This is a genomic window from Pediococcus sp. M21F004 (genome assembly GCF_051122535.1).
Lineage (GTDB): Bacteria > Bacillota > Bacilli > Lactobacillales > Lactobacillaceae > Pediococcus > Pediococcus inopinatus.
The window spans coordinates 221,699-235,972 of record NZ_CP177314.1 but is presented as its reverse complement, the minus strand read 5'-3'; the positions used below and the strand labels follow the sequence as shown (position 1 = coordinate 235,972).

Below are 14,274 nucleotides of genomic sequence, written 5' to 3'. Positions count from 1 at the left end.
CTACCAGGGTAAAGTTCCTTCGTTTTCAGTAAAGGTACCGGTAGTTTTATCATCTGGGTCAGAGGCAAGTTTAACAACGCGAGCTGCCCCTTCTTCAACATCTTGCATCCCCGGTATCTTAGGGCTATCAATTGAACGACCACCAAATCCCGTAGCCGTCCAACCAGGATTAACAGAATTCACGGTGATTCCAAATTCTTTTAATTCTTTGCTGAGGTCAATTGTTACAAAGTTTACGGCTGCCTTAGAAGATTGATAACCGACTGAACTAACTTGATAAAAACGGGACTGCGGATCACTAGCCAATCCCAAAGAGCCCATGTTGCTTGAAAGATTAATAATCTTAGCCCAGGTAGATTTTTTCAATAGTGGCACCATTGCTTGCGTAGTATCAATTAAGCCAAAGAAGTTAACATCGAACTCTTCACGAATTGTTGCTGTTGAGATTTCTGAAGCTTTTTGATGGGCATCATTGGTCATTCCCGCATTATTAATTAAAACATTTAACCGACCATATTCAGCCTGAATTTTGTCTGCTGCTTTTTTGATACTCTCTTGATCAGTCACATCAAGTTGAATGAGATCAGCTTTAACGCCCAGATCAGTCAACTTTTTTACTGCTTTTTCTCCACGTTCAATATTGCGTGAACCCAGCAAAATGTGTTGACCTTTTTGTCCGAGTTCCTTAGCCGTTTCAAAACCAACGCCCTTATCGGCCCCGGTAATTAAAGTTAATACTTCTTCGTTATCAGCCATCTTTAAAAATCCTCCATTTTTAAAATCAAAATTCTTTCAAAAATATCCTAACACATTTTTAGAATTTAATAACCAGTGTAATAAAACAAATAAGGGGCCTATGTCTCACAACCTGTTGGGTAATAGTAATCGATACAATCGCAAGGCCTCTGCTTTGGGCATGGGTTCTTTTGCGTCAGCAATTTGTTGCGCAAAATTGAAGATTGCCGTACCCAAATATTCACTAATAAAATTCTTAGCTTCTTTTGAATAATCACGTGAAATTAGGATTTTCAACGCTGTTCCGCCAAATAAATCCTGAATCTTAGCTTGCATATGACTCCATTTAACCATTTTAATCAAATCTAGATTTGCATATATCACATCAATAACTGTGATACTGCCGTTCTCAAAATTCACCCGATTTAACGCATCTATCTTCTGTTCAAATTCAGAAATGGCCATTAGAAACTGAACCATCACAACATCTTCAATTCCTTGATGATGTCGGTAAAATGTCGCTCTTGAAACTCCTGCACTTTCACATAATGCTTTGATTTCAATTTGATCAAAACCGATGCCCTCTTGCCATTTTTGCTTGAGTGTTTGAATTAATTTTGATTCCGTTTGTTGTTTGCGTTTATCAATTTTAAATTGCGCATCTAAAAACATTTTTGCCATATTATGTAGTGAGCCATCTCCTGCTTTGACAGCTCTTAATCTCCTTTGTTTATGATTCTTCTAACATCATCAAGATTTGTGCTACGCTCTTTTTAAAATCAGCCTGTCTCACTTCAATACTATTTCCATCATTATCATGCGAATTGACTGATTCTCCGAGCATGAAGTCAGAAAGCAATGCGGTCCCACGCCGAATCGTCTCAGCATCACGCGTAAGTTGTCCCAGGTATAAAGGTAACATGTCATATAAGCGGTGATATTGTGTCGCGACATCTACGTACTTTAAATACTTGGATACCGCCGCAAAATCATGGGGAATGACATCACTATATTTATCAAATGCCACAGTGTATGTTAATTGGATAAGTGCCGCTGCTCCACTTAATCCAATTAAAGATTGATAAAGCTGGTCCACCAATTCTTGCATGCTTTTCGCAAAAACCTTAGCTCGCAGGTCTTCGGTATTTTTTGTATAGCGATACATGGATTGAGGCTGAATATCTAGACGTTTCGCAACCCGACTTAAAGTAACTGTTTCAAAACCGCTTTTTGCTGCAAGTTCGGTAGCAGCCTCCACAACACGTTCTTCATTTAAAATTCTTTTTTTCATTATTTTCTCCAATTCGAGCTGAATGGCTTGCTAAACTTAGTCACTAAGTTTATAATTCTTGTTAAACTTAATAACTAAGTTTATCATAAAATCTTGATATTCATCAATCAATATAATTATAACGAGTTTCCGATTGTGACTGAGATATCAAACTTATAAGGAGAACTATTATGAAAATTGGAATTATTGGTGCCACCGGTAACTTTGGTAACGTTGTTTTTAATGAAGCACAGGATCGTGGTCATGAAGTCACGGCCATTGTTCGGAATGCAGCTAAGGCTAAAAAAATGCTTGGTGATGATATAAAGGTCATCGAAAAAGACGCCCTCTCACTTACCAAAGCGGACCTGAGCGGTTTTGATGCGATTGTTAACGCATCTGCGATCCAACCAGCCTATCTAAACTTGGATCTTGCAACAAAACTAGTTAGCTTCTTCCGTGAGGATGAGCATACCCACTTATTATTCATCTCTGGAGCAAGTTCCTTAATCAAAGCTGATGGTACGATCCAGATCAACGACATTTTAAAAACATTTGCTGGACAACCTTGGATCGATACTCCCCTGCAACAAGTTCATGAACTACAATTTCTACAATGGATTGATAATGTGAAATGGACTGTTATGACCCCACAAAGTGACTTTATTGCTGGTGATAAGACTAAGTATCGCCTTGGAACTAACGAAATTATGACCGATAAAAATGGCAAATCTCAAGTTTCATTTGGTAATTTTGCCGCAGCTTTAGTTGATGAGTTAGAAACACCTAAACACGTTCAACAACAGTTCACCGTCGTTGATGATTAATCTCTCCATCACGGACAACACGCTAATCCCCCTCACCGGTGGTTGGCGCGTTTTTTTATACAAATCAAAAAATAAGGCAAAAAAAGTAAAATATAGTTTACTTACTTTTTGTAAGCTGGTATACTATGCTCAACAAATATAAAAGCACTAGCCAAGGGAGGCAATCATTATGAATACAAATTTACTGGGACTTCACCACATCACCGCGATTACTTCTAGCTCACCAAAGATCTTTAAATTTATGACCGAGATTCTTGGGTTACATCTAATCAAAAAAACGGTTAATCAAGACGACGTTCGTACCTATCATTTATACTTTACAGATGATATGGGAAAAGCCGGAACAGATTTGACATTCTTTGATTTTCCTGGTATTCCAAGGGTAAACAAGGAAAAAACGGTATTACTCGGATTGGATTCCGTGTTCCAAATGACAAGGCCCTTGACTGGTGGCAAGACCGCTTTGACGAATTTGATGTTCGTCACAAAGAAATTAAAACGCGTTTTGGAGCCAAGTACCTTTATTTCTATGATTTTGACGATCAGCAATATCAACTTGTATCAGATGAAATTAATCATGGGGTTCCGGCTGGCGATCCATATCGTCACAGTCCCGTACCTGCAGAATACGCCATCAGCGGCTTAGGACCTTCCTTTGTCACGGTTGACTATCCCGAACAATTAAATAAGGTCTTAACTGAAGTGATGGGCTTCACAAAATTGGATACTGAAGATGGCAAAACTCTTTATGAATTACACGACAGCGGCCATGGCGCCCAAATTGTCACAGAAACAAGCGTTGTGCTACCAGATCAATTCCAAGGTTTCGGAACTGTGCATCACATGGCGTTTCGAACTGAGGATGCCGAAAGTCTGAATTGGTGGATCAAACGGATTCAAGGAGCACGCCTTGCCCAATCTGGGTTAGTGGATCGATTCTACTTCAAGTCAGAATACTTCCGTCCTGGTCGTGGCGTACTCTTTGAAATTGCTACCGATGGCCCTGGATTCTTACTAGATGAAACTTATGAAGAAGCTGGCGTTCATTTGGAATTACCACCTTTCTTGGAAGATCAACGTGAAGATATTGAAGGACACCTTGTAGATTTTAATACGGAACAAAAAACGGAGGATTAACAATGGCTAACGAACAAGCCCATGTTTTCTTCAAATCAGGAGACCCTGCTGTCGCCCCTATTCTGATGCTTCATGGTACCGGTGGTGATGAAGAGGATCTCTCAAAAATTGCCAGTTATCTTTCCCCATCTAGTCCGCAATTAGGGATTCGCGGACACTTGATTGAAAACGGACAAACCCGTTATTTCAACCATACTGAAGATGGCGGTTTTGATCTAGAAAGTTTAGATTCTGAAACCGATTGGTTGTTGGAAGCTATCGACACCTACTCTGAACAGTATCATCTCAACCAGGAAAAAATGATTGTGGTTGGTTACTCCAATGGTGCCAATGTGGCCGCGTATGCTTGGTTAGCAAAACACCCTCTTTTCAAGAAGTCCGTGTTATTTCATCCGATGGTGTTGACCCAAGTCACGACACTACCCGATCTTTCTAACGTTAGTTTGTGGGCATCACATGGTGCACAGGATCCGATCGTCTCTAAAACAAACTTCGATGAACTGATGCAAACTCTTGATACAGCACATGCTGATATTTCCATTTTTGAACATGAGCAATCACACAACATTAACGAACCTGAATTAGTCAGTGCTAAGGCATGGGTAACCGCCCATTTAAATTAAATGCACATAAAAACTCAGCAAACCTATTGTGAATTTAGGTTTGCTGAGTTTTTTGTTTAATAACTTTTTAAATATAATTCATTCTTAAAATCTTGCATACGTGACATTTTGATCAATATAACCGTTAAAAAAGGTCTTTACTTCGAATGTGATAGTATAGATTCATTATTATTTTATTGATAACCACTATTTTAGACCTTATTAATTAGCCTTTCATTCTTTTCAACGTACGCCAATCCCAAAAAAGTGCAAGCAGCGAAAAAATCATCACCATAGGAAAGAGCGCACGTAAATCCATCCAGAACATTGCCAAAACGATGCCAAACACGGGAACGATGATAATATATCTATACATGCCAAATTTAAGAAAAACCCATTTTTTATATTTTCCAGGAATAAAACTACTGATAATCAAAAGTACGGGTAACCCAACACTTACGATTGTTTCAATATTCATATCTTATTTACCTCCTTAGAAGGTGTGAAAGATACGCCACCGTGATAATTCATATCCATGTAAATATGTTTCTTGCGGTGTGAATTATTATAAGCATTTAGTCGCCGGGCTACATGCTGAAAATATAGTGCTCCTGATCCTGCAACGGCGGTCGCAACTCCAGAAGACAACACAGTACTTACAATTCCAAGTCCAGTAAGAGTTTCAGCATGACTATAAAACCTATTCACAATATAATTCACTGCTGCATTTGTTTTAAAATAAACTCTTTCTCCCCACCAGAACCATTTGTGACTTAGTCCCTTAACAGAAGCTGATCGTGCCATAATTTGAGGAGTGTGTGTATTCTTGTTAATTTCTTTTGTTTCTGGATTAATAGTGTATCCATTTTTTCGGATAGTATCGTTAGTGGTAGAAATTTGTGTTTCGATAATGTCTCTCAGATCTGGCGTAACCATCGATGTATTAAGAATAAATTGATTATCTTTTACTACCACAAATTTGTCTACTTTTTCAACTTCTGACTGCGACAAAAATTGTTTCTCATTCCCCCCCTGTAACTGTTCTGCACCGGTTGTTGCAGCCTCAGCAGATGTAATTGATCCTCCAAACGACAACAAAATTGAAGCTACAATAATTTTAATTACTAGCTTTCTCATAAAAAATCCCCCCATATTTTATTTTGTTAAAATGGATTTAGGTCAAGAATCTGGACACATTTTATGTATAATTTAAGCGACTAATTTTTCCTTTTCATTTGGAGTTAAATAATCAATGCTACTGTGAATTCGAGCACTGTTATAAAAGCTCTCAATGTAGCTGAATATTGCAGCATTTGCTTCTTCAAAATCCTGATAATGGTGTTGGTAAACCTCTTCTTTTTTCAAACTGGCGTGAAATGATTCCAAACATGAATTGTCATAGGGACAGCCACGCTTGCTATAAGAATGGCGAATATGGTGTTGCGCTAAGATCTGTTCAAAGCCAGCACTGCGGTACTGGCTACCCAGATCGGTATGCACAATTAAGTTATTAGTCGTCTTTCTAGTTTCAAAGGCTTGTTGAAAAGTGCTGATCACAAGATCAGCAGTCATATGACGGCTGATTTTATGGGCAATGATTTTACGTGAATATAAATCCTGAATGCTTGATAAATAACACCAGCCATTGGCTTTGGTGTGAATATAAGTTATGTCTGCACACCACTTTTGATTTGGACTGGTTGTACGAAAATCTTGCGCGAGTATATTTGAATAATCAGTCGCATCAATATCATTAGTTTGTTGATAATGCCACTTCTTGCGCGTGATTGATTTTAACCCCATTTGGCGCATTAATCGTTGAACTAGCTTAATACTGGCAGTCTTACCTTCTTTTTGTAACGCTTTTAGAATTTTAGGTGCCCCGTAGATACGTCTAGAATTAAAGTAAATGCGTTTAATCGACTGGCTAAGTGTCTTACGACGCTTGGCTTGTGGCGATACATGATTCTGCTGATGTTCATAGTAAGTTGAGCGTGGAACTGAGAGTACTTTACAGGTTTCTTTGATACTATGGTGCTTCAAATTAATATCAACGGCTGTCTGCCAGTCATCTGGGTTTACTTTTTGGCGAATATGGTTAAGGCTTTTTTTAAGATGTCATTCTCACTTTCTAGCTGTTTCAAACGTTTTTGCAACGCTAAAACATCTGATTTGGAAATTCCACTTCCTTTGTCTTCTTTATATAGATTAATCCATTTGTAAATAGTTACATTTGATACACCATATTCGTCTGTAAGATCAGCTACCGGGGCGCCATCCTGGTACAGCTTGACAATCATTTTTCTAAAATCTACTGAGTACTTTTTCTTGGTCATAAAAACACAATCCTTCCTATTATGGAATTATACTAAATCGTGTCCATGATTTCATACTACCTTCAAAACGCTTTAATTGTATATCACTTAACCTCAAAAAACAATTCTATTTTAATACGTAAGTTATTTAAACGTTTAAAGTACCATCGCTATTATCTTCCCAAATTGTTAAATTAAGTTAGAAAGAAGTTAATACCTCATCTGTGATATGTTTCATAAAAATTTTAATAGGCGTTTTATAGCCTAAAGACTTACGTGAGATATGATTTCTTCTTGTACTGATTTGTTGAACAAATTCGTCAGATTAATCACAAAAATCTAACAACTTTTCAAGGCCCTCTTTTCGAAGAAGCCCATTATTATTTTCGTTAAGTCCTCGCTGATTAGGTGTACCAACTTGAGCAAAGTACGTACTAATATCGTGTTTGTTGGAAATTCCTTGCCAATCAGCAAATGCTGTATTTTTCATTGGTAACTGATGGACATCAAAATAACCACGTTTGAACATTCTGTAAAGTGTTCGAGCATTACAGCTAATCTGGTGTTCTGAACGACCGATGATCGTGTCAGGCGTCCAACCATCTTTTTATGCGTTCGTTAATGTAGTCAGTCTCGTCAACGGGCAAAATAATACGTTTGCGCCCACATTTGGCCTTGTTTTTGATGTAGCGTTCCTGATAATCAACAACGCTTAGGCCATCTTCTAAAGCGTGATAAACATGATAAATTGTTTGTTTTGAGCGCCTAAGGTGCTGAGATACTTTATAAGCTTTTTCACCATTTTTCCAGAATGCATATATAGTTGTGAGTTCAGTTGTGCTAAGATGTTTGTAGGTCATTTGTGGTCATCACTTTCTATTTTATTAGCGTAGAATGAAAGCTTACCACAAATGGCTTTTTTGTTTTTTTCTAACTTAATTTTACAAACGGCGTACAAAAATACTCGTACCCAATCAGAATTCTGTTTCTGAGTGAATACGAGTTTAATTTCATTTTATTAATCTTTCAAAACATCTTACCTAAGCTTTGTCTCAATTTTACTTTGGTCGTGTAATTCGATAAGTTTTTCCAAGATTTGCGTATTGGGGACCAGCTAATCTAGCAACCGGCTTTAAAGCCTTCGCATCGATATAATTCTTTTCTTGATTCAAAATTGTCTCGTCAAAATACATCTCAACAACTTTCAAAATAAACATATCGGTAATGATCTGATCATGAGCATCTTTAATAGGCACGTATTGATAAACTTGGACTTCAAAACGAACCTTAGCAGCCTGCAACCCCGGAACTGCCACAAGTTTACTTTCAACTGTTTCTAAATTAGTGTCTGCCAACTCGGTTTCCTTGGCATCCAAACTGGCCGCAGTCTGATTCATTTTATGCACGAGCCCTTCCGAAACAACGTGAACAACCGCTTCTTTGGTATCGATCAAATTACGGGCAGTATCTTTTATGCTGCCATCTTCCTTCCGTAAAATTGAAACGGAAACAAGCGGTTCCTTGCCAGCAACACCACTAAAAAAGCTGAACGGTGCCAGATTAATCACACTTTTATCCCGATTATAGGTTGTGATCCACGCAATCGGACGGGGAATCACGCTGCCACTAATAAGTTTGTAGGCTTCTTTAGCTGCTAAATCCTGGCTATTTATTGAAATCAACTTGATCACGCTCCTTATTTTATGTAAGCAAGTGCAACTTATTTAACCACACTCTGGCAACTGATTCAGTTTTCAGAGTGTTTAAGCCAACAGCTGCTTATACAACCAAAATCCAATCAAGAAGGTTAGAACATCTGCCACCGGTTGAGCCACGATAACACCCTGAAAGCCAAACACGGCCGACAAAATTATAATTGCAATCGCAAAAATCACACGTTGCCGAGAAATTGCCATAACTAAAGCTCCAAGTGCTTTGCCAGCGGATTGAAAAATTGTCGTAAACACAAGGATTGCACCAATGAATGGGGCTGTTATCAAAAGCCACCGTAACATGATGGTACCCATGGAAATAACAGCAGCGTTACGCATGAATAATGCCATTATTTGTGGTGCAAAAATCATTAAAATCACTGCACAGATTAAGGCGTATACAACTTCAACCATAAAATCAAATCTCACAATATCTTTGAATCGCTGTTTATCTCCAGAACCATAATTATAACCAATCAACGGCTGTGCACCAAAGGCAAAACCAACCATAATCAACATCACGACCATGTATATTTTTAACACGATCCCCATTGATGCAATCGCCGTCGCCCCATAGGGAGCCAAATAATTATTTAACATCATGACTCCGAAGCTTTGCATAAAATTTGTCAACGAAGCTGGAATTCCAATACTTAAAACATCACGCATGGCAGTCTTCGAAACGTGCACCTTTTTAAGGGATAAAGAGAGTACCTGAGAATCTTTAATCATGAAATAAACCAACAAAGAAGTATTCAACATATAGCCAATTACATTTGCCAAACCAACGCCAATGGCTCCCCAGTGAAAACTAAACAGAAAAATTGGATCTAGGATAATTGTCAACACCGTTCCTGAAATCGTTGCAATCATTGATTTGGTGGCTAACCCTTCCGTCCGAATAATATTACCGGGTACCAAAGACACAATAATAAAGACTGCCCCCATTGCCAACATGCGGTAAAAATCGGCCGCATATTGATAAGTTTGTGAAGTCACCCCCATTACTCCCAAAATTGGCCGTTCAAACACCAACATTAAAACCGTTAAAAATAAGCTGAATACAATGGAACTGTAAAAACAAAAACTACTAAGGCGGGCACTTTCGTCATGTTTCTTTTTACCCAAAAGCCGTGAAATTGCTGCGCTCCCACCTAACCCAAAGATATCGCCGATTGCCAGCATAAATGAAAATAATGGGGTTCCTAATGCAATGCCAGCAACTAAGTCTGCATTACCAGTTTGTGCCACAAAAAATGTGTCAGCTAAATTGTAAATCATACTAGTAACCATGCCTAACACCACTGGCAAGGCGATCTTCATATACACCTTTGGAATTAGCGCATGCGCGAATAATTCATCCATATCCATAATTGTTTCCTCCTTCCATAAAAAAATCCCCAGCCAAAGTAACCTGAATCCGGTTGCTTTGCCCTGGGGTTTTAATACCTCTTACATTAACTCGATATTTCTCAATTAATTCTACTACTGGGTTTTATTTTTGTCCAACATTGTTTGAAAACGGCTTCTTACTTTTTAGTAGTGAGCCAATCCTCTGCTTTCGCATAGACCTTGGCAACATCATCCGGACGATCAATCCCCAGTAAATCGGAACTGATTTTTCCACCAGCAGCCTGACGAACATAAGCCAAAAATTGATATGAAGGACGTAATCCTTCAAGTTCTTTAGGATCAATTTTTAAAGTTGTCCCTGGCACGACTGGCCGTAAATTATCACTTTCGTTGATTGAAATCATACTTGCAATCTTCCAATCTTGATCGCGTTTTTCCACCCGATAGATCAAACGACGGTAAGATTCAATTTCCATTAAAACACCTTTGACAATCATCCGCATATGGGGTCGTTGTAGGTAATTCCACATAAGCTCGAGTGCCGTTTTGATGCACAACAGGAGTACTAATACTACCGAAAATTGAAAACTTAGGATCAACTTCCGCAGGTTCCCCATGTAAAAAGCTGTCTAAACTACCAGCCTGCCAACTAGTTGCCACCGTCGAATCTGGGTAGTAGCAATCTGCTAATTCCTTAACGTGCCGTACTCGGTATAAACGTTCTCTGGCCACTAATTGACTAATTTCAGCGTAATCATTCATAAAATTTCCTCCTAATTCTTAGATCGATAAGTTTCTTTTCTTTAAATAATATTCCGGCTAATTAAGTCCTCATACTAATTACCCATAGTATAAGTGTTTTTACACATGAATAGAAGAAACTTATGAAACGGATTTCCTCTAAATGTCGCAATATAAAAAATTTAAATGTAGTCATAAAATAGACCTCTTGACATCCAAGTTTAAGTGTTTATAATCAAATTAGACAAGTGAGTGATTACTCACTTATCTAAAAAAACATTAGAGGAGATTATTTTTTTATGAAAGAAGCAATAATTTCATTAACACACTTAATGAAAAAATTTAGTTCGCAAACTGTTTTAAAAGATGTAACACTCGCTGTTAAACCAGGCGAAATAGTTGGCTTGATTGGCCCATCAGGTGCTGGAAAATCAACAATTATTAAAACTACGCTTGGAATGGAAGTTGCTGATGGTGGTTCCGCAACCGTGTTTGGTAAAACAATGCCTAACCGACAATTGCTTTCTAAAATTGACTATATGGCTCAAACTGATGCGCTTTATGACTCATTAACTGCTAAAGAAAACTTAGCTTTTTATGGAAGAATGAAAGGCCTTAATAAAACAGAGATTCAAAATGAAATTGAACATGTCATTCGTGTCGTGGATTTGTCTCAAGACTTAAATAAACGAGTCAGTGGATATTCTGGTGGTATGATGCGTCGCCTTTCACTGGCAATTGCGCTACTAGGTAATCCCAAATTATTAATTCTAGATGAACCAACTGTGGGTATCGATCCAGCCCTTCGTCGTCAAATTTGGCGAGAATTAGCGAAAATAAGAAATGAAGGTCGTGCCATTTTAATCACAACCCATGTCATGGATGAAGCTGAGCTAGTTGATAATGTGGCACTAATCCTGGATGGAAAAATTATGGCTTTTGACACTCCAAAAAAATTAAAACAACAATACCAGGTCAACACAATTGAAGATGTATTTTTGAAAGCAGAAGGTGTAGAAAAATGAGAACAATTACAATTATGAACCGCGTTTTAAAAGAGCTTTTCCGAGATAAACGAACTTTAGCGTTGATGTTTTTGGCACCAATTTTAGTCCTAACTTTGATGAATGTCGTGTTTTCAAGCAATTCTTCCACAACAGTCTCAATTGGCACAGTTTCAGTTTCGAAAAGTGTAAATTCTGATCTCAATAAGATTAAACATGTTAACGTTCAAAAATACGCAGATTATGCTTCAGCAAAAAAAGACTTAAAACAAAACAAACTAGATGCAATTATTCAAAAGGCGCATAATAAGTATACATTAACGCATGCAAATACCGATTCTAGCAAAACAAGTGCTGTTAAAATGGCTTTTAAAAGTGCCTTAACTGAAAGTAATATGAATGATCTTAAAAACAATTTACTGACTTCAACCACTGCACTAAAAAAAGTACAAAAACAACTTGTGACAACTTCTTCTGCCTTGGCAAAATTGCAGGTACAAACTGCTAAAGCTAATAAGCAAAAATCAATCAATGAATCTACAAAATTACCCAATCAACCACAAAAAGAGACGTCAGTTAAACATGTTTCATCTCCTCAAGTGTTAAATAAATATGTATACGGGAATTCAGATACCGGTTTCTTCACTAAAATCATTCCGATTTTAATGAGCTTCTTCGTTTTCTTCTTTGTCTTTCTAATTTCTGGCATGGCATTATTAAAAGAACGCACCAGTGGCACCTTGGATCGCCTGTTGGCAACTCCGGTCAAACGATCAGAAATCGTGTTTGGTTATATGTTAAGTTATGGTATTCTAGCAACCATTCAAACTATCACTATAGTGCTGTATACGGTTTGGGTACTTGGTCTTCAAGTCATAGGAAATTTAGGTAGCGTAGTCTTTATCAATTTAATTTTGGCGTTAGTAGCGCTGGCTTTCGGAATCTTGATTTCTACTTTTGCCAATTCTGAATTCCAAATGATGCAATTTATTCCTGTTTTAATTATTCCTCAAATTTTCTTTTCGGGAATTATTCCGTTAGATACAATGGCGGATTGGGTAAAAGGTATTTCCTATGTTATGCCCATAAAATATTCTGGTGATACCGTCTCAGATATTGTTATGCGTGGTACCCACATTACAGCGCTCGGATCAAACATTGACATACTTTTTGGATTCTTGATCGTTTTAACTTTATTAAATATTATTGGTTTACGCCGTTATCATAAAGTATAGTAATCTATATATATGGAGGACTCTCAAAATGGATAACAATATATTTTTAAATTATCGCGAATGGCTTGCTGAACAAAAAATTCCCAAAGGAAAGCGATCCGTTTTGCTTGCAGGCCTTGATTTGTTTTCGCAGTATGGCTTTAACGGAACCTCAACAGCTCAAATAGCTACAAAAGCCGGAACTAGTCAAGCCACCATTTTTAAATACTTCAAAACGAAGGAAGACTTATTATTGGCAATTATTCAACCCATCATCAAGAACTTGCTTCCCATTTACCAAAAAGATTTCTTGAATTCTTTAAATAAATTTACGACCGTCAAAGATCTGATTCACTTCTTTATAAGAGATCGTTATCATTTCGTTTCTGTGAATATGGATGCCTTTATAATCATTTTTTCTGAATTTCTAACTAATAAAAAGGTTCGGGATTTATTTATGCAACTTATTACTGCCTCTGCTCCTAAAATATCCGGAGCAGCATTCATGCAGAATCCACTTAAAAAACAGATTCGACCGGAGTTGGATTCTTTAACGATTATCAGAACGATTCTTGGACAAATGATAATTTATCTTTTGCAACAAAAATATGCTCCAAAAATTACGACAGATTTAAATCATGATTTAAATCTTATTGAAGAACAAATTACCCGTGCAATTAGCATTAACTAAAAAAGAATGAAGCCAAGATAATAATTTTGATATTATCCTTGGCTTCATTCTTTTTACTTTTATTTAACTACGCCATTTCTTTAAAATAGCTAATTCTTGGTCATTAACATAATTTTGTTTTTTAACTTCTTCAATTAGAATAGAATAATTGGTCACCGTATCAAATTCAATTCGCGCATCTGCAAAATTTTTAGTGGCACTTGGAAGCTGATAACTAAAGATTCCGGCCACGCCTACCACTTTGGCGTCTGCATTTTGAACGGCTTTGACCGCTCCCAACACACTTTGGCCCGTTGAGATTAAATCATCAATCACTACAACTTTTTGACCAGGCTTTAAAACACCTTCAACCTGCTTGCCTTGTCCATGATCCTTTGGCTTAGAACGGACGTAAATCAACGGCAAATTCAACTTATCTGCGACCCATGCTGCATGCGGAATCCCAGCCGTTGCTGTCCCCGCAATTACTTCAGCCTCGGGGTAATTTTTTTGAATTAACTGAGCCAGTCCTTTACAAATCAAGTTTCGAACTTCTGGATATGAGATGGTTAATCGATTGTCACAATAAATGGGGCTCTTCATCCCACTAGCCCATGTAAACGGATCATTTGGTCTTAGTGCAACAGCCTTAATTTCAAGCAACGATTGGGCAACTTCTTGAGCGATTGTCATA

Annotated in this window: 17 protein-coding genes and 2 pseudogenes; 6 read left to right on the top strand and 13 right to left on the bottom strand. The window is 37.6% G+C overall.

Going from position 1 to position 14,274, the window contains the following annotated elements:
* From ACLHK8_RS01245 to ACLHK8_RS01235, 3 genes are all read right to left on the bottom strand, one after another.
* Nucleotides 1-756, bottom strand: coding sequence for an SDR family oxidoreductase (locus ACLHK8_RS01245; RefSeq protein WP_057771980.1), 756 nt, complete (start codon nucleotides 754-756; stop codon nucleotides 1-3).
* A gap of 105 nt (nucleotides 757-861) precedes the next feature.
* Nucleotides 862-1,416, bottom strand: a complete 555-nt coding sequence (locus tag ACLHK8_RS01240; RefSeq protein ID WP_057771978.1) for a TetR/AcrR family transcriptional regulator — start codon at nucleotides 1,414-1,416, stop codon at nucleotides 862-864.
* 49 nt (nucleotides 1,417-1,465) lie between these two features.
* Nucleotides 1,466-2,026 carry a TetR/AcrR family transcriptional regulator gene (locus ACLHK8_RS01235; RefSeq protein WP_057771976.1) on the bottom strand — a complete coding sequence of 187 codons (561 nt, stop codon included), beginning with the start codon at nucleotides 2,024-2,026 and terminating at the stop codon, nucleotides 1,466-1,468.
* A gap of 170 nt (nucleotides 2,027-2,196) precedes the next feature.
* On the opposite strand from ACLHK8_RS01235, the gene ACLHK8_RS01230 reads away from it, so the two are divergent.
* The 3 genes and pseudogenes from ACLHK8_RS01230 to ACLHK8_RS01220 all read left to right on the top strand — a co-directional run bounded on the left by ACLHK8_RS01230 (nucleotide 2,197) and on the right by ACLHK8_RS01220 (nucleotide 4,592).
* On the top strand, nucleotides 2,197-2,832 hold the full coding sequence (locus ACLHK8_RS01230) for an NAD(P)-dependent oxidoreductase (protein ID WP_057775546.1): 636 nt from the start codon (nucleotides 2,197-2,199) through the stop codon (nucleotides 2,830-2,832).
* Nucleotides 2,833-3,001: 169 nt separating this feature from the next.
* A pseudogene (locus ACLHK8_RS01225) lies at nucleotides 3,002-3,969 on the top strand (ring-cleaving dioxygenase).
* A 2-nt stretch (nucleotides 3,970-3,971) separates the two neighbouring features.
* Nucleotides 3,972-4,592, top strand: a complete 621-nt coding sequence (locus ACLHK8_RS01220) for an alpha/beta hydrolase (RefSeq protein ID WP_063697237.1) — start codon at nucleotides 3,972-3,974, stop codon at nucleotides 4,590-4,592.
* Between the two features lie 205 nt (nucleotides 4,593-4,797).
* Here the strand turns inward: ACLHK8_RS01220 and ACLHK8_RS01215 are convergent, their stop codons facing one another.
* From ACLHK8_RS01215 to ACLHK8_RS01175, 9 genes and pseudogenes are all read right to left on the bottom strand, one after another.
* On the bottom strand, nucleotides 4,798-5,049 hold the full coding sequence (locus tag ACLHK8_RS01215) for a hypothetical protein (protein ID WP_057775541.1): 252 nt from the start codon (nucleotides 5,047-5,049) through the stop codon (nucleotides 4,798-4,800).
* Nucleotides 5,046-5,708, bottom strand: a complete 663-nt coding sequence (locus ACLHK8_RS01210; protein ID WP_434520347.1) for a hypothetical protein — start codon at nucleotides 5,706-5,708, stop codon at nucleotides 5,046-5,048. The genes ACLHK8_RS01215 and ACLHK8_RS01210 overlap by 4 nt, the downstream gene beginning before the upstream one ends.
* A 72-nt stretch (nucleotides 5,709-5,780) precedes the next feature.
* Entirely contained in the window at nucleotides 5,781-6,665 is an 885-nt protein-coding gene (locus ACLHK8_RS01205; protein ID WP_105782191.1) for an IS3 family transposase, read from the bottom strand.
* Nucleotides 6,650-6,907 carry a transposase gene (locus tag ACLHK8_RS01200; RefSeq protein WP_017866964.1) on the bottom strand — a complete coding sequence of 86 codons (258 nt, stop codon included), beginning with the start codon at nucleotides 6,905-6,907 and terminating at the stop codon, nucleotides 6,650-6,652. Before ACLHK8_RS01200 ends, ACLHK8_RS01205 begins: the two co-directional genes overlap by 16 nt.
* Nucleotides 6,908-7,085: 178 nt before the next feature.
* Nucleotides 7,086-7,746, bottom strand: a pseudogene (locus ACLHK8_RS01195) (transposase).
* Nucleotides 7,747-7,944: 198 nt separating this feature from the next.
* Nucleotides 7,945-8,568, bottom strand: coding sequence for a flavin reductase family protein (locus tag ACLHK8_RS01190; protein ID WP_057774758.1), 624 nt, complete (start codon nucleotides 8,566-8,568; stop codon nucleotides 7,945-7,947).
* Between the two features lie 81 nt (nucleotides 8,569-8,649).
* A complete protein-coding gene (locus tag ACLHK8_RS01185; RefSeq protein ID WP_063698523.1) occupies nucleotides 8,650-9,963 on the bottom strand; it encodes an MATE family efflux transporter in 1,314 nt (437 codons plus the stop codon).
* Between the two features lie 164 nt (nucleotides 9,964-10,127).
* Entirely contained in the window at nucleotides 10,128-10,427 is a 300-nt protein-coding gene (locus ACLHK8_RS01180) for a hypothetical protein (protein WP_231908622.1), read from the bottom strand.
* Nucleotides 10,417-10,713 (bottom strand): hypothetical protein, encoded by a 297-nt coding sequence (locus ACLHK8_RS01175; protein ID WP_057774763.1) that lies wholly within the window; start codon nucleotides 10,711-10,713, stop codon nucleotides 10,417-10,419. Before ACLHK8_RS01175 ends, ACLHK8_RS01180 begins: the two co-directional genes overlap by 11 nt.
* 278 nt (nucleotides 10,714-10,991) lie before the next feature.
* On the opposite strand from ACLHK8_RS01175, the gene ACLHK8_RS01170 reads away from it, so the two are divergent.
* Genes ACLHK8_RS01170 through ACLHK8_RS01160 form a run of 3 tightly spaced genes read left to right on the top strand, consistent with a single transcriptional unit; the run spans nucleotide 10,992 to nucleotide 13,601 of the window.
* Nucleotides 10,992-11,717, top strand: coding sequence for an ABC transporter ATP-binding protein (locus ACLHK8_RS01170; protein WP_063698521.1), 726 nt, complete (start codon nucleotides 10,992-10,994; stop codon nucleotides 11,715-11,717).
* Entirely contained in the window at nucleotides 11,714-12,931 is a 1,218-nt protein-coding gene (locus ACLHK8_RS01165; protein ID WP_063698519.1) for an ABC transporter permease, read from the top strand. The genes ACLHK8_RS01170 and ACLHK8_RS01165 overlap by 4 nt, the downstream gene beginning before the upstream one ends.
* A gap of 28 nt (nucleotides 12,932-12,959) precedes the next feature.
* Nucleotides 12,960-13,601 carry a TetR/AcrR family transcriptional regulator gene (locus ACLHK8_RS01160; protein WP_057774771.1) on the top strand — a complete coding sequence of 214 codons (642 nt, stop codon included), beginning with the start codon at nucleotides 12,960-12,962 and terminating at the stop codon, nucleotides 13,599-13,601.
* Nucleotides 13,602-13,664: 63 nt separating this feature from the next.
* On the opposite strand, the gene pyrE is transcribed toward ACLHK8_RS01160, so the two are convergent.
* Nucleotides 13,665-14,273, bottom strand: a complete 609-nt coding sequence (gene pyrE / locus ACLHK8_RS01155) for an orotate phosphoribosyltransferase (RefSeq protein ID WP_057774775.1) — start codon at nucleotides 14,271-14,273, stop codon at nucleotides 13,665-13,667.
* Nucleotide 14,274: the final 1 nt, after the last annotated feature.

Coding starts and splice junctions, on each gene's coding strand:
- ACLHK8_RS01235 (WP_057771976.1), bottom strand. CDS start 2,026: ATGAAAAAAAGAATTTTAAATGAAGAACGTGTTGTGGAGGCTGCTACC.
- ACLHK8_RS01230 (WP_057775546.1), top strand. CDS start 2,197: ATGAAAATTGGAATTATTGGTGCCACCGGTAACTTTGGTAACGTTGTT.
- ACLHK8_RS01165 (WP_063698519.1), top strand. CDS start 11,714: ATGAGAACAATTACAATTATGAACCGCGTTTTAAAAGAGCTTTTCCGA.
- ACLHK8_RS01200 (WP_017866964.1), bottom strand. CDS start 6,907: ATGACCAAGAAAAAGTACTCAGTAGATTTTAGAAAAATGATTGTCAAG.
- ACLHK8_RS01245 (WP_057771980.1), bottom strand. CDS start 756: ATGGCTGATAACGAAGAAGTATTAACTTTAATTACCGGGGCCGATAAG.
- ACLHK8_RS01185 (WP_063698523.1), bottom strand. CDS start 9,963: ATGGATGAATTATTCGCGCATGCGCTAATTCCAAAGGTGTATATGAAG.
- ACLHK8_RS01180 (WP_231908622.1), bottom strand. CDS start 10,427: ATGGAAATTGAATCTTACCGTCGTTTGATCTATCGGGTGGAAAAACGC.
- ACLHK8_RS01160 (WP_057774771.1), top strand. CDS start 12,960: ATGGATAACAATATATTTTTAAATTATCGCGAATGGCTTGCTGAACAA.
- ACLHK8_RS01170 (WP_063698521.1), top strand. CDS start 10,992: ATGAAAGAAGCAATAATTTCATTAACACACTTAATGAAAAAATTTAGT.
- ACLHK8_RS01215 (WP_057775541.1), bottom strand. CDS start 5,049: ATGAATATTGAAACAATCGTAAGTGTTGGGTTACCCGTACTTTTGATT.
- ACLHK8_RS01240 (WP_057771978.1), bottom strand. CDS start 1,416: ATGGCAAAAATGTTTTTAGATGCGCAATTTAAAATTGATAAACGCAAA.
- pyrE (WP_057774775.1), bottom strand. CDS start 14,273: ATGACAATCGCTCAAGAAGTTGCCCAATCGTTGCTTGAAATTAAGGCT.
- ACLHK8_RS01220 (WP_063697237.1), top strand. CDS start 3,972: ATGGCTAACGAACAAGCCCATGTTTTCTTCAAATCAGGAGACCCTGCT.
- ACLHK8_RS01175 (WP_057774763.1), bottom strand. CDS start 10,713: ATGAATGATTACGCTGAAATTAGTCAATTAGTGGCCAGAGAACGTTTA.
- ACLHK8_RS01210 (WP_434520347.1), bottom strand. CDS start 5,708: ATGAGAAAGCTAGTAATTAAAATTATTGTAGCTTCAATTTTGTTGTCG.